The organism is Ruegeria sp. H9 (genome assembly GCF_056532915.1).
The window spans coordinates 25,676-39,681 of record NZ_JBQFNX010000003.1; the positions used below are offsets into that span (position 1 = coordinate 25,676).

The window sequence follows — 14,006 nt, forward strand, 5'->3', positions numbered from 1 at the left end:
ATCAATCCCGCCGGGTTTTGCTGAGGATACGCGCCCATCCACCCGGAGCCAGAAAGAAAGACAAACCAAACCCGGTGGCAAAACCGCCCAGATCGGCGACCCAATCCGAGGTCCCACCGAAGATCAGACCGAACAGCAACTGAATGCCCATAAGAACCGCGATCAGGCTGAATGCGCGCGATTGGTTTTCACCCACCAGAGAAAGCTTGCGCCATAGCAACCACGTGAACGCACCGATTAGCCCGTAGACCGGAGGAAACCCACCAACCAGTGGATATGGCGGGTTCAACAGCACTGCATAGGCCAACGCTCCGCCGACACCGGACAAGACGAATATGATCAGCATGGCGACGCTGCCAAAGACCTCAGCCACCATCTTCCCCATCGCCAGAACAAACACGCAGACGAACACAGCTTGTGTGAAATTGGCCTGAACAAAGGGATATGTGACAAAGCGGATCGCGTGTTCGAACGGCCAGCGCCCGTTCTGGACCATCCAATCGAATATATCGGGCGAAAACGTATATTGCTGCAACGCATCCAAGCGCCAACCAACAGCAGTCGGCCCTCCGACCAAGCCCCTGCTGCCAAGCAAGAAGATCAGTTCAATCCCGATTATGAACAGAACCAGCGCCACCACGACCGGCGGCAGAGGGTTCACGGGCGGTGTATAATGCTCACTGCTCATTGGGCTGGCCTTTCGCGGCTGTTGACGTCCCTTGGCCTCATGGGTAAGCGACGGGGGCTGATTTTTCCAGACAGGAGTTTCCTTCGATGACCGAGACCCAATTCACGCCGCGCGTGTTTTCCGGCATCCAGCCTTCAGGAAACCTGCACTTGGGTAATTACCTGGGTGCACTTAAACGTTTCGTGGATATGCAGGGGCCGGAATACGAGACCGTCTACTGCATGGTCGACCTCCACGCGATTACTGTCTGGCAAGATCCGGATCGTCTGCGTGAAAAGACCCGCGAAGTTTGCGCGGGGTTCATTGCCGCTGGTCTGGATCCCGAGAAATCCATCCTGTTCAATCAAAGCCAGGTGCCCGAGCACACACAGCTGGCATGGATCTTCAACTGCATCGCCCGTATCGGCTGGATGCAGCGAATGACACAGTTCAAGGACAAGGCCGGTAAGAATGCGCAGAACGCCTCTTTGGGTCTGTTCGCCTATCCTGCCCTGATGGCGGCAGACATTCTGGTCTATCACGCGACCCATGTGCCTGTTGGTGAAGACCAGAAGCAACATCTGGAACTGACGCGCGACATCGCAATCAAGTTCAACCATGACTATAGCGTCGATTTCTTTCCGGTGACCGAACCGGTCATCGGTGGGCCTGCGCCCCGTGTGATGAACCTGCGTGACGGGTCCCGGAAGATGTCGTCGTCAGACCCGTCTGATATGACGCGGATCAACATGACCGATGATGCCGATGCCATCGCCAAGAAGATCCGTAAAGCCAAGACCGATCCGGACGCTTTGCCGTCGGAGGTCGATGGCCTTGAAGACCGTCCCGAGGCGCGCAATCTGGTGAATATCTATGCCGCGCTTAGCGACCAGACGGCCGCACAAGTGCTGGCTGAGGTTGGCGGGAAGCAATTCGGTGAGTTCAAGCCAATGTTGGCAGAACTTGCGGTCTCGAAACTCTCGCCCATTTCAACTGAAATGGCGCGCCTGATGGGCGAAGAGGCCGAGATTGATCAGATTCTCGCCCGAGGTGCTGAACGGGCACGTGCAATCGCGGCCCCGATTCTGCAGCAGACCTACGAGATTGTAGGGATGGTCGGCGCGGGCAATTCCTGACCACGCGATCGCAATCCAAAAAGAACGCCGCCCTATCTCGGGCGGCGTTTTTAATTCCGTCGGCCCTTATGCCGCCTGCAGGCTCAGCATCTCGTGCACGATGGATTCCGCAACTTCGTGCGGGCTGACCGCCTCGGCTTTGGCCCGTGTCAGGATGCGATCCATCGTCTGCTCCAGCGCCTGCAACCTACCGGCGACCCAAGCTTCACGCTCTGCGACACGGAGGATTTCCGTCGCCACATTCACGATACCACCGCCATTGGCGACGAAGTCAGGGGCGTAAAGAATGCCACGCTCGTGGAGCAACTGCGCGTCCCGATCGCTGGACAACTGATTATTTGCCCCTCCGGCCACAGCGCCGACTTTCAGTAATGGAATACTCGTTTCGTTCAGGATGCCGCCGATCGCACAAGGCGCAAAGATATCCGCTTCAACGCCGTAGATCGCATCGGGTGCAACGACCCGTGCCGCAAACCGTTCGGCCACGCGGGCCGCTTGCCGGGTGTCGATGTCAGTTACGATTAACTGCGCACCAGAATCGTGCAACAACTGGCACAAATGCTCGCCTACATGGCCAAGACCCTGAACCGATACCGTCAGGCCTTTCAGGCCAGAAAGCCTGAACCGGTGCTGCGCTGTCACCCGGATAGCATTGAATATCCCGCGCGCCGTTATCGGAGACGGATCACCGCTGGCGAACTCACCTTCCGCCAGTCCAGCCACAAATTCGGTTTCAGACCCGATATGCGCCATATCTGCAGGCGTCATACCCATATCTTCTGCCGTCCAGTACAAACCGTTCAAACCTTGAATCACACGTCCAAAGGCCTGCAAAAGTTCAGGTGATTTATCCTCATGAGGATCCCCGATAATGACAGCCTTGCCTCCCCCGAGCGGCAGATCTGCCGCGGCGTTCTTGAACGTCATGCCCCTTGCCAGTCGCAAAGCATCGTCCAGGGCCTCGGCTGGGTGGCCATAAGGGCGCATGCGCACACCGCCCGCAGCGGGGCCACGTTGCGTTGAGTGGATCGCGATGTAGCCCAATAGACCAAGTGAGTTATCTTTGAATTCGACCACGCGCTCGTGCTCTGGCGCGTCTACGATGGTGATGTCCATTCTTCTCCTCCGGAATGCTTCCGAGAGTTTGCCACCTATCGTCGAGTGATTTTCACCCTTTTGTCACTATATCAGGGAAATTTTTGGTGCTAAAATCTAAAATTGAAAACTTTTGTGGAGTTTTTCGCCATGGATGATATCGATTCCAAGATAATCCGCGCCCTTCAAAACGATGGCCGTATGACTGTCATTGATTTGGCGGAGCATGTCGGGCTGTCCCCGACACCCTGCGCACGGCGTTTGGATCGGCTGCAGCGGGACGGGATTATCACCGGCTACGCCGCACAGGTCGACCCCGAGCGGCTTGGATTCGGCGTCACAATCTTTGTGTCTGTCGAGTTGGAGAAACAGGATCGCAACGCCATCGATTCCTTCGAAAAGGCCATTCGCCGCTGTGATGAGGTGATGGATTGCTACCTCATGACCGGATCACGCGACATTCTGCTGCGCGTGGTTGCCAAAGACCTCAATGCGTTTGATGCATTTCTGGAGAACCGGCTTATGAAAATTTCGGGCATTCGAAACCTACGATCAAACTTCGCTTTGCGCACCATGGTCAAACGCGAAGCGCTGCCTCAGCACCACGGATAATCTGCTGGACCTTGCGTCAGCCCCAACCTAGGTTTCCCCGAAGCTTGAGGGAGGGCGTAATGGCAGTCGGCAAAAACATCCGTACCTATTTCGATGGGCAATGGCACGACGGGGACGCCCCGATCATGCGGGCAGCCGATCATGGCGCATGGCTTGGCTCGTCCGTATTCGACGGAGCCCGCTTCTTCGATGGAATGACCCCGGATCTTGATGCCCATTGCGCCCGCGTAAATCGATCGGCCGAGGCGCTGATGCTCACACCATCTGTGACGACCGAACAGATGGTCGATCTGGTTTACGAAGGGTTACAGAGTTACGCACCAGACACCGCCGTTTACATTCGCCCCATGTATTGGGGCATCGACGGGGATCACACCGCCATCGTCCCTCAGGAAAACAGCACTGGCTTTGCCATCTGTCTTGAAGAAATCCCAATGGCACCCGAAACCGCCTCGGCGACGCTGACAACCACTCGGTTCCGCCGTCCTGTCCTGGAATCCGCTGTGGTCAATGCAAAGGCAGGGTGCCTGTATCCGAACAATGCCCGGATGTTGCAGGAGGCACGCAGCAAGGGCTTTTCGAACGCCCTTGTGGCCGACGCGATGGGGCATGTGGCCGAGACTGCGACCGCAAATATCTTCATGGCGCGCGATGGTGAGGTTTTTACTCCAATCCCCAATGGGACATTCTTGGCCGGGATTACACGCGCGCGGCATATTAAAAACCTGCGCGCCGACGGGGTAACCGTGCATGAAACCGTGCTGAGTTTCGATGACTTTCACGACGCGGACGAAGTGTTCATGAGCGGTAACATGAGCAAAGTGACGCCAATCACCGCGCTGGATGACACACGGTATCAGGTGGGCCCAATCGCCCGTCGCACACGCGAGATGTACTGGGATTGGGCTGCAAGCAATTGCTGATCTGCTCCTTTTCTGTTTCAATTGCCACTGCTTACCCTGTGGGGCATGATCCCGAAAACAAACGAGGACAAACATGCGCAAGTTCCTAGTCGTTCTGGACGACAGCCGTGAATGCCTGAACGCCATGCGCTTTGCCGCTATGCGTGCGGCACATACTGGCGGCGGGGTTACGGTTCTTTCGGTAATTCCACCGGACGAATTCAACCACTGGATCGGTGTCGCCGAGGTGATGCGCGAAGAGGCGCGTGAACGCATACACGCGCATTTCGAGGTGTTCGCCAAATGGATGCGCGACAAACAGGGTGTCGAGCCCGAATTGGCAATCCGTGAAGGCGATCCGGTGGCCGAAATCATTGAACATGTCCAATCCGATCCCGAGATCGGCGTATTGGTTCTGGGTGCAGGTACTGACAAAAAAGGCCCCGGACCGTTGGTGACACAACTGACCCGGAACTCTGGAAGCTTGCCCATTCCTATTACCATCGTGCCCGGCGATCTGAGCAAAGAGAAGCTGGAAGCCATCACCTGAGGTGAATTTATGTCCGCGAAGCTGCAGTTCTGGTTCGACTTCGCATCGACCTATTCTTATCTCAGCGCGATGCGTATCCAGCAGGCGGCTTCGGAATATGGAGTTGCCATAGAATGGCACCCATTCCTTCTGGGGCCGATCTTTGCTGAACAGGGATGGAACAACTCGCCGTTCAACCTCTACCCGGCAAAAGGTCGGTACATGTGGCGAGACATGGAACGGCTTTGCGCCGCGCGCGATTTACCATTTCGGCGGCCTGATCCATTTCCGCAAAACAGCCTGAAAGCAGCAAGGCTAGCGCTGGCGATCGAACCACCTGATCAACGGGCAGCCTTTGTACGCATTGTCTATTCTGCACAGTTTGGTTCCGGTCGTGATATATCGAATCCGGCGGTTCTGGCTGAGTGCCTTACCAAATCTGGCGTTTCGACTGATCTGATGGATCGGATAAGCGACCCCGCGATCAAGGCTGCCTTGTTCGAGCAAGTTACTCAGGCCAAGGCTAAACACATCTTTGGTGCGCCGAGTTTCGTTATTGGGGACGAGCTGTTCTGGGGTGATGATCGTCTGGATGATGCGATTTCTTACGCCGCCGCAATTTAGAACGGTTCCAAATCTTGACTTCCCCCGCACGGACGCGCATATCAGGTGCATCTTAGACGGAGCCGCGCCATGTTCATTCAAACCGAATCCACACCCAACCCGGCCACACTAAAATTCCTACCCGGCCAGACGGTTCTGGAAGCAGGCACCGCTGATTTTCCAAGCGCCGACGCTGCAGAAAAATCTCCGCTCGCCAAACGCATATTCGGTGTAAACGGCGTAACAGGCGTGTTCTTCGGCAACGATTTTGTCACGGTAACCAAATCTGATGACGTGCAGTGGGATCACATCAAGCCCGCAATTCTCGGCGCTGTGATGGAGCATTACCAGTCCGGCCAACCGGTTATGGGCGCAGGCGCAGAGACCGCCTCGGGCCACGCTGAACACACCGGCGAAGATGCAGAGATTGTCAACCAGATCAAAGATCTGCTGGATAGCCGCGTGCGTCCTGCTGTGGCTCAGGACGGCGGTGACATCACCTTCCACGGCTTTGACCGCGGCGTTGTTTATCTGCACATGCAGGGAGCCTGCGCGGGCTGTCCGTCCTCGACCCTAACGCTGAAAATGGGGATCGAGAACCTGTTGCGTCACTACATCCCCGAAGTGACCGAGGTTCGCCCTGTTGCCGTCTGAACCGACGATTTTGGCATTCGATACATCGGCCGCGCATTGCGCGGCCGCTTTGCTGCGAGAGGGCAAGATTATCGCATCGCACGCCGAGGCGATGGCTCGTGGGCAGGCGGAACGGTTGATGCCCTTGCTTGAAGAAATCCTGACCCGGAACAATTGCACATGGCGGCACCTTGATGCGATCGCCGTCGGAATCGGCCCCGGGAATTTCACCGGCATCCGAATCTCGGTATCCGCAGCGCGCGGATTGGCTCTTGGGCTCGGCGTGCCGGCGGTTGGGGTGTCGGGGTTTGATGCAGTTGCGGAAATTGCGCCCGACGGGCATCTCCCGGCGATAGCTGCACCGCGCGATCAGGTTTATGTGCAGCCTAAGGGGCGCGCGCCTTACCTGACCTCACGTCATGCCGCTGACGATATTGGTCCCTTGTATTTCTGCGAGGACCCAGAACAGCAGGCCCGTGCGATCGCCCAGGTGGCCGCTGGTCGTTGGACGACAGTTCAAGCGCCACCTGCTCCGCTTTATGTCCGCCCTGCAGATGCGGCCCCCTCCAGCGATGTACCACCGGTGCTTTTGGACGAATGACACCACAGGACATGGCAGAAACCCACGCCGCAGCCTTCACACAGTCACGTCCGTGGAGCGCTGAAGAATTCAGCAATCTGATCGCCAATCGCTTTACCCAAGTAGTTGGTGACAAACGGTCTTTCGCTCTCATTCAAGTGATCGGCGAAGAGGCCGAGCTGCTCACGATCGCGACACGTCCAGACTACCAAAGACGCGGGCTGGCGCGGCGCATCATGGCAGACTGGCACGCCAAGGCACGAGAACTCGGTGCAATCCGTGCATTTCTGGACGTTGCCTCAGATAACCATTCGGCGATATCTCTGTACCAAACCTGCGGATACACGCCATGCGGCAATCGCGCAGCCTATTATCATCGCAAAAGTGGCCCGAACGCCGATGCGATCGTCATGGAACGCCCCCTGAGCGAAAAATATTCGCTTTTTTAGACCATATGGTCAAAAATGTGTTGACCGAAGCTGTTGCAAACAGCTTCAATTCCCGCCATCACAACAGGTATGCTCGCTCTGAGTGGGTACCGGGGGATTAAGCCCCGGACCGATAACAGCCAACGGGAGTAACAAATGACATTTATGAAATCCTTGATGGGCGCAGCCGCTGCGGTTGCACTAACAGCAGGTGCTGCTATGGCAGAACCGGCCCTTATCTTTGATCTGGGTGGCAAGTTCGACAAATCGTTCAACGAAGCCGCGCATAATGGCGCTCAGCGTTGGGCGGAACAGACCGGCAAAAGCTATCGCGAGATCGAGCTTCAGTCGGAAGCGCAGCGCGAACAAGCGCTTCGCCGCTTTGCCGAAGCGGGCGCAAACCCGATTATCACAATGGGCTTCGCCATGGCCGATCCATTGGCTGCAGTGGCAGGTGACTATCCGGATACCAAATTCGTTGCGGTCGACGTGACCTGGCTGGAAGCCCCGAACATTCGCCAGATAGGATTTGCCGAACATGAAGGATCATACCTGGTCGGCATGATGGCGGCGATGGCGTCCCAATCCGGCACGGTGGGCTTTATCGGTGGTATGGATATCCCTCTGATCCGTCACTTTGGTTGTGGTTATGCACAAGGCGCGAAGTCCGTGAACCCGGACATCAACGTTGTTGCCAATATGACAGGCACCACCCCTGCAGCATGGAACGACCCGGTGAAGGGCTCGGAGTTGACCAAAGCACAGATCAGCCAGGGTGCTGACGTGATTTACGCCGCTGCGGGCGGTACCGGTGTTGGCGTTCTGCAAACCGCAGCCGACGAAGGCATCCTGTCAATCGGTGTCGATAGCAACCAGAACCACCTGCACCCGGGCAAGGTCCTGACCTCGATGCTCAAGCGTGTGGACGTTGCTGTATATGACGCCATGAAAGCTGGCGAAGACGTCCAGACCGGTGTTTACACCATGGGTCTTGCACAAGATGGCGTTGGCGTTGCGATGGATGAAAACAACGCGGAACTGGTGAGCGAAGAAATGAGCTCGGCCATTGAAAGTGCCCGTCGCGACATCATCGATGGCAACGTAAGCGTTGTCAGCTACTACGAGAACGACAGCTGCCCTGCACTGCAGTTCTGATGTAACTGGGGGCGGGGGCCATGGCCTCCGCCCTGCACCACTCTGCCGCATGCGGCCCTTTCGGCAACCCAAGGACAAGATATGACCGTCCCCGCCATTGAACTCAAAGGGATTTCCAAAGCCTTTGGGCCGGTTCAGGCTAATAAAGATATTTCTATCAGCGTCGCCCGCGGAGCGATCCACGGGATCATCGGTGAAAACGGAGCGGGCAAATCCACGCTGATGAGCATCCTCTACGGATTTTACAAAGCCGACAAAGGCGAAATCTGGATCAACGGCACCAAGACCGACATTCCTGACAGCCAGGCGGCGATCGCCTCGGGCATCGGGATGGTGTTTCAGCATTTCAAACTGGTCGAGAATTTCACCGTTCTGGAAAACATCGTTCTGGGTGCGGAAGACGGTGGGCTGTTGGCTCCGTCGCTGGCGAAAGCCCGGAAAGAGCTGAAAGATCTAGAGGAAGAATACGAACTGTTCGTCGACCCTGACAAACGCATCGATGAGATCGGTGTGGGCATGCAGCAGCGGGTTGAGATTCTCAAGGCGCTCTACCGCAAGGCCGAAATTCTGATTCTGGACGAACCCACGGGCGTTCTTACCCCTGCCGAGGCGGACCAGCTGTTTCGCATTCTCGACCGGCTGCGGTCCGAGGGTAAAACAATCATCGTGATCACGCACAAGCTGCGCGAAATCATGGAGAACACCGATACGGTTTCGGTTATGCGCCGTGGTGAGATGACCGCCACCGTCAAAACAGCTGATACCAATCCGCAGGCACTGGCCGAATTGATGGTTGGCCGCAAGGTCTTGCTACAGGTTGATAAGGTGCCTGCACAGCCGGGCAAACCGGTTCTGGAAATCGAAAACCTCAGTGTCACCGATTCGGCCGGTGTCGAGCGTGTCAAAGGCATCGACCTAACCGTTCGTGCGGGTGAGATCGTTGGCATCGCGGGCGTTGCTGGCAACGGGCAGTCCGAGCTGCTTGAAGTTTTGGGCGGTATGCGACCCGGGGTAGGCTCGATCAAACTGAACGGCGAGCCTCTGGCGTTGCACGGCCCCGGATCGGACGGGCAAGCGCGGCGCGCCCGACATATCGCTCATGTCCCCGAGGATCGGCAGCGCGAAGGCCTGATCATGGATTTTCACGCGTGGGAGAACGTGGCGTTCGGCTACCACCGCGACCCTGCTTACAAACGCGGGCTGTTCATGGACAACGCTGCCCTGCGTGCCGACACCGAAGCCAAGATCGAGAAGTTCGATGTGCGCCCGCCCAATGGCTGGCTGACGGCAAAAAGCTTCTCGGGCGGCAATCAACAGAAAATCGTCGTTGCACGAGAAATCGAGCGCAATCCCGATCTGCTGCTGGTGGGCCAGCCCACACGCGGCGTGGATATCGGTGCCATCGAGTTCATTCATAAACAGATCGTCGCCTTGAGGGATCAGGGCAAAGCAATCTTGCTGGTCTCGGTCGAGCTGGAAGAGATCTTCTCACTCTCGGACCGGATCGCGGTCATGTTTGACGGACATATCATGGGCGAGCGTCTGCCCGCCGAGACGGATGAAAAAGAACTAGGCCTGCTGATGGCCGGTGTTGCAGGAGAGGCCGCCTGAACCATGGATAAAATGCCCAAATGGGCCGATGTGGTGCTGATCCCGCTAATCAGTCTGCTTCTGGCCACAATCCTTTCGGCAATCGTCATCCTTGCCATCGGGGAAGATCCGCTTGAGGCGGTAAATCTGATGGTCACTGGGGCCCTAGGGTCAACCTACGGCTGGGGCTATACACTTTATTACGCAACGAACTTCATCTTCACCGGACTCGCGGTTGCAGTTGCCTTTCACGCGCGCTTGTTCAACATCGGCGGCGAGGGTCAGGCCATGCTGGGCGGACTGGGCGTTGCCATCGTCTGTCTATCGGTCCCTTGGCCGCATTGGACAATAGCTTTGCTGGCCGCCTGTGCTGCTTCGATGATCTTCGGTGCAGCCTGGGCCGCGATCCCGGCCTATCTGCAGGCGAAGCGGGGCAGCCATATCGTGATCACCACGATCATGTTCAATTTCATCGCTGCCGCTTTCCTGAATTACATGCTGGTCAACGTCATGCGCCCGCAAGGGTCGCAAGACCCAGCAACGGCTCGTTTCCCCGAGGCAGTGCATCTCCCGACTTTCCAGTCGATGTTCTCGAGCGCCGAAAACATCGTTTTCCGAGGTGCGCCTGCCAACATCTCGTTCTTCGTCGCAATCCTTGCGTGTTTTGTTGTCTGGGCGCTGATCTGGCGAACTCGGTTGGGCTATGAAATCCGCGCCTACGGCCATTCGGAAACCGGTGCCGTCTACGCCGGTATCTCGCCTGTACGCATCACGATTATTGCCATGCTGATCTCGGGCGCTCTGGCGGGCCTGATGGCAGTCAACAACGTGATGGGCGAAGCCGAGCGGTTGGTGCTGAACGCAACCGAAGGCGCGGGTTTCATTGGAATTGCCGTGGCACTGATGGGTCGGTCGCATCCATTCGGGGTATTTCTAGCCGCTATTCTGTTTGGGTTTCTGTATCAGGGCGGGGCCGAACTGGCGCTTTGGACATCGATTCCGCGCGAACTGATCGTGGTCATCCAAGCGCTGGTCATTCTGTTTACCGGAGCACTGGACAACATGGTGCGCATGCCGCTTGAAAAGCTGTTCATGGCGCTTCGGAAGGGGTCGGCCTGATGGATTTCTTCCTGACACTCATCCAGGTTCTGGATTCGACCATCCGACTGGCTACGCCTTTGCTGCTTGCCTGCCTGGCCGGACTATACTCCGAGCGCGCGGGCATCTTCGACATCGGCCTTGAAGGCAAGATGCTGATGTCAGCATTCTTCTCGGCTGCCGTCGCCGCCGTAACCGGTTCGGTGTGGCTGGGATTGCTGGCCGGGATCGCGGCATCTCTGGTCCTTTCGGCGCTACACGGGTTTGCGTCGATCACGTTCCGGGGCAATCAGCTGATCTCGGGGGTTGCGATCAACTTTCTCGCCTCAGGTATGACCGTTCTTGTCGCCCAAAGCTGGTTCAAGCAGGGTGGTCGTACGCCATCATTGTTCGGTGAAGGGCGGTTTGAATCTGCAGAATTCCCTTATGCGATCGGTCCGACTGACGCCGAACTGACAGGCCGTCCAGTTTCCGAGCTGATGTCTGAAACCAATCCCCTGCATATGGCCTATTCCGAGCTTCTGTCTGGCCATTCCATTCTGGTGTACGTGGCTTTCCTTATGGTGCCACTGACTTGGTGGATTCTGTTCCGCACCCGGTTCGGGCTGCGTCTGCGCGCGGTCGGAGAGAATCCTGCGGCGGTGGATACTGCTGGAGTTTCGGTTGTAGGTCTCCGCTACGCAGCGGTTGCGATTTGCGGCGTACTTTGCGGCATCGCAGGTGCCTACCTGGCCACCGCGCTGCAAGCAGGCTTTGTGAAAGAGATGACCGCCGGGCGCGGATTTATCGCACTGGCTGCTTTGATCTTTGCAAAATGGCGTCCGTGGCACGCGATGTGGGCATGCCTGTTGTTCGGGCTGTTGCAGGCCATTGCCTTGCGTTTCCAGAACATCGATTTGGGCGGGGTCGTGATCCCGGTGCAGGTCATGGACGCCCTGCCCTATATCCTGACCGTGGTGATTCTTGCCGGGTTCGTCGGCAAGGCCATACCGCCACGCGCAGGCGGCGAACCATATGTAAAGGAACGCTGATAGAGCCAGTTCAGGACTGCCCCTCAGTCCTGTTTGCTGCAAAGCGGCATACAGAGTTGATTTTGTATGCCGCAACCGCTCTAAGGGGGTATGGACGTGTCCCGCATCAGTTCCGCAGCCATGCTATCGACTATTTTCAGGTTGAGCCACGGAAACAACTAGATGGCCCTACCTGGCACGCGCGCTTCGTCTGTTGAGATTTATGTTACCAATGGCTTTGCCACACCTCGTGGTACGGCCTCTCCTGTCTAGAAGAAGCCATGCAGATTTACCTCCCGATTGCCGAAGTATCCGTAAACGCGTTTCTACTGTTTGGACTGGGTGGAATGGTGGGCATTCTGTCTGGAATGTTTGGCGTTGGCGGTGGGTTTTTGATGACTCCACTGCTGTTCTTCATCGGCATTCCGCCTGCAGTGGCGGTTGCAACCGAGGCAAACCAGATTGTTGCTTCATCATTTTCTGGGGTGCTGGCGCATTTCAGGCGCCGAACCGTGGACCTTAAAATGGGTACAGTCCTTTTGGTCGGAGGGCTGACAGGCGCTGCGTTGGGTGTTGTTGTCTTCAACTATCTCAAGAGCCTCGGACAGGTCGATCTGCTGGTCAAACTTTGCTATGTCGTATTTCTGGGCATCATCGGCAGTCTGATGTTTGTCGAAAGCCTGAACGCGATTAGAAAAACGCGGAAAGGCGGCACGCCGCCTCCGAAACGACGCCAGCGCGGTTGGGTGCACGCCATGCCGTTCAAGATGCGGTTTCGGACGTCGGGCCTGTACATCTCGGTCATTCCACCGCTTGTCGTAGGCCTGTTTGTCGGTGTCCTGTCTGCTATCATGGGTGTCGGCGGCGGGTTTATCATGGTGCCCGCGATGATCTACCTATTGGGCATGCCGACCAAGGTTGTTGTCGGAACTTCGCTGTTTCAGATCATCTTTGTAACCGCCTTTACCACTATGCTGCACGCCACCACCAACTATACCGTTGATGTCGTGTTGGCGGTTCTTCTGCTCGTCGGTGGCGTAGTTGGTGCCCAAATCGGAACAGTCATCGGTGCCCGAATGCCGGCTGAACAACTGCGTGTTTTGTTGGCGGCTCTGGTACTTGTTGTCTGCGGCAAGCTGGCGCTTGATCTTCTGCTTCAACCCGCCGAGTTGTATTCGCTTGGCGATGCAGGAGGGCATTAAGATGCTGCGTCTGATTGCTCTTCTTTGTCTGATCTGTCTGCCAGCCTACGCAGCCGAAGAACAGGTTGTTCTGGGCCTAAGTCAGGATCGGGTGTCGATTACCGCCAATTTTGACGGGTCAGAAATACTGGTTTTCGGCGCGGTAAAGCGCGAAGCTCCAATCCCGGACGGTCCACCGCTTGAGGTCATCGTATCGGTGGTCGGCCCATCCGAACCAGTCACCGTACGCCGCAAAGAGAAACGGTTCGGTATCTGGGTGAACACCGACAGCCTTGTTGTTGATCTGGCACCAAGCTTCTACGCCGTTGCCACCAGCGCCCCGTTTTCCGAGGTTCTGACCCAGACCGAAGACCTACGCTATAAGGTTTCGATCGAGCGTGCCATCCGGTCGGTCGGTGCGGACATGAGCATTCAAGGCGCACAGGATTTTTCCGAGGCGGTCATCCGCATCCGCGAAGATGAAGGGCTGTACTCGATCCGGGAAAACACAGTGGCTGTGGACGAACAGACGTTGTTCCGCACATCAATCGACATGCCGTCGGACCTGACCGAAGGCGACTACAGCGCCCGTATCTTCCTGACACGAGACGGAAAGGTGGTCTCGACCTTTGAAACCTCGATAGGAGTACGCAAAGTCGGGCTTGAGCGTTTCTTGTACGCGATGTCGCGTGAACAACCCATTTGGTACGGGCTTATGTCACTGGCCATCGCGATTGCCGCCGGTTGGGGCGCTTCGACAGCCTTCCGCCTACTGCGCGAGAACTGA

At 56.9% G+C, this 14,006-nt stretch carries 16 protein-coding genes; 14 read left to right on the forward strand and 2 right to left on the reverse strand.

Going from position 1 to position 14,006, the window contains the following annotated elements; all coding sequences use genetic code 11:
• Position 1: 1 nt before the first annotated feature.
• Entirely contained in the window at positions 2-688 is a 687-nt protein-coding gene (locus tag ACR0CZ_RS14235; RefSeq protein ID WP_170395859.1) for a rhomboid family intramembrane serine protease, read from the reverse strand.
• 86 nt (positions 689-774) lie between these two features.
• Between ACR0CZ_RS14235 and trpS the strand changes: the two genes are divergently transcribed.
• Complete coding sequence (gene trpS / locus ACR0CZ_RS14240) at positions 775-1,803, forward strand: tryptophan--tRNA ligase (protein ID WP_170395857.1); 1,029 nt, start codon at positions 775-777, stop codon at positions 1,801-1,803.
• 66 nt (positions 1,804-1,869) lie between these two features.
• Here the strand turns inward: trpS and ACR0CZ_RS14245 are convergent, their stop codons facing one another.
• Positions 1,870-2,919 carry a Glu/Leu/Phe/Val dehydrogenase dimerization domain-containing protein gene (locus tag ACR0CZ_RS14245; protein ID WP_170395855.1) on the reverse strand — a complete coding sequence of 350 codons (1,050 nt, stop codon included), beginning with the start codon at positions 2,917-2,919 and terminating at the stop codon, positions 1,870-1,872.
• Positions 2,920-3,048: 129 nt separating this feature from the next.
• Between ACR0CZ_RS14245 and ACR0CZ_RS14250 the strand changes: the two genes are divergently transcribed.
• The 13 genes from ACR0CZ_RS14250 (at position 3,049) to ACR0CZ_RS14310 (ending at position 14,006) form a co-directional block, all read left to right on the forward strand.
• On the forward strand, positions 3,049-3,510 hold the full coding sequence (locus ACR0CZ_RS14250; RefSeq protein ID WP_170395853.1) for an Lrp/AsnC family transcriptional regulator: 462 nt from the start codon (positions 3,049-3,051) through the stop codon (positions 3,508-3,510).
• A gap of 59 nt (positions 3,511-3,569) precedes the next feature.
• Complete coding sequence (locus ACR0CZ_RS14255) at positions 3,570-4,433, forward strand: branched-chain amino acid aminotransferase (protein WP_480537160.1); 864 nt, start codon at positions 3,570-3,572, stop codon at positions 4,431-4,433.
• Positions 4,434-4,506: 73 nt separating this feature from the next.
• Positions 4,507-4,962, forward strand: a complete 456-nt coding sequence (locus ACR0CZ_RS14260) for a universal stress protein (RefSeq protein ID WP_074736907.1) — start codon at positions 4,507-4,509, stop codon at positions 4,960-4,962.
• Positions 4,963-4,971: 9 nt separating this feature from the next.
• Positions 4,972-5,565: a 2-hydroxychromene-2-carboxylate isomerase gene (locus ACR0CZ_RS14265; protein WP_170395849.1), complete on the forward strand. Its 594-nt coding sequence runs from the start codon at positions 4,972-4,974 to the stop codon at positions 5,563-5,565.
• A gap of 69 nt (positions 5,566-5,634) precedes the next feature.
• A complete protein-coding gene (locus ACR0CZ_RS14270; RefSeq protein WP_170395847.1) occupies positions 5,635-6,198 on the forward strand; it encodes a NifU family protein in 564 nt (187 codons plus the stop codon).
• On the forward strand, positions 6,188-6,778 hold the full coding sequence (tsaB, locus tag ACR0CZ_RS14275) for a tRNA (adenosine(37)-N6)-threonylcarbamoyltransferase complex dimerization subunit type 1 TsaB (RefSeq protein WP_170465917.1): 591 nt from the start codon (positions 6,188-6,190) through the stop codon (positions 6,776-6,778). The genes ACR0CZ_RS14270 and tsaB overlap by 11 nt, the downstream gene beginning before the upstream one ends.
• A gap of 11 nt (positions 6,779-6,789) precedes the next feature.
• Positions 6,790-7,206, forward strand: a complete 417-nt coding sequence (locus ACR0CZ_RS14280; protein ID WP_480502871.1) for a GNAT family N-acetyltransferase — start codon at positions 6,790-6,792, stop codon at positions 7,204-7,206.
• 135 nt (positions 7,207-7,341) lie between these two features.
• Positions 7,342-8,340: a BMP family lipoprotein gene (locus ACR0CZ_RS14285; protein ID WP_170395841.1), complete on the forward strand. Its 999-nt coding sequence runs from the start codon at positions 7,342-7,344 to the stop codon at positions 8,338-8,340.
• A gap of 81 nt (positions 8,341-8,421) precedes the next feature.
• Positions 8,422-9,951, forward strand: a complete 1,530-nt coding sequence (locus ACR0CZ_RS14290; RefSeq protein ID WP_170395839.1) for an ABC transporter ATP-binding protein — start codon at positions 8,422-8,424, stop codon at positions 9,949-9,951.
• A gap of 3 nt (positions 9,952-9,954) precedes the next feature.
• The gene (locus tag ACR0CZ_RS14295; protein ID WP_170395837.1) at positions 9,955-11,049 is read left to right on the forward strand and encodes an ABC transporter permease; all 1,095 of its coding nucleotides are present in this window, start codon (positions 9,955-9,957) and stop codon (positions 11,047-11,049) included.
• Positions 11,049-12,059, forward strand: coding sequence for an ABC transporter permease (locus ACR0CZ_RS14300; RefSeq protein ID WP_170395835.1), 1,011 nt, complete (start codon positions 11,049-11,051; stop codon positions 12,057-12,059). The genes ACR0CZ_RS14295 and ACR0CZ_RS14300 overlap by 1 nt, the downstream gene beginning before the upstream one ends.
• Positions 12,060-12,319: 260 nt before the next feature.
• Positions 12,320-13,240, forward strand: a complete 921-nt coding sequence (locus ACR0CZ_RS14305) for a sulfite exporter TauE/SafE family protein (RefSeq protein WP_170395834.1) — start codon at positions 12,320-12,322, stop codon at positions 13,238-13,240.
• A 1-nt stretch (position 13,241) separates the two neighbouring features.
• On the forward strand, positions 13,242-14,006 hold the full coding sequence (locus ACR0CZ_RS14310; protein ID WP_170395832.1) for a TIGR02186 family protein: 765 nt from the start codon (positions 13,242-13,244) through the stop codon (positions 14,004-14,006).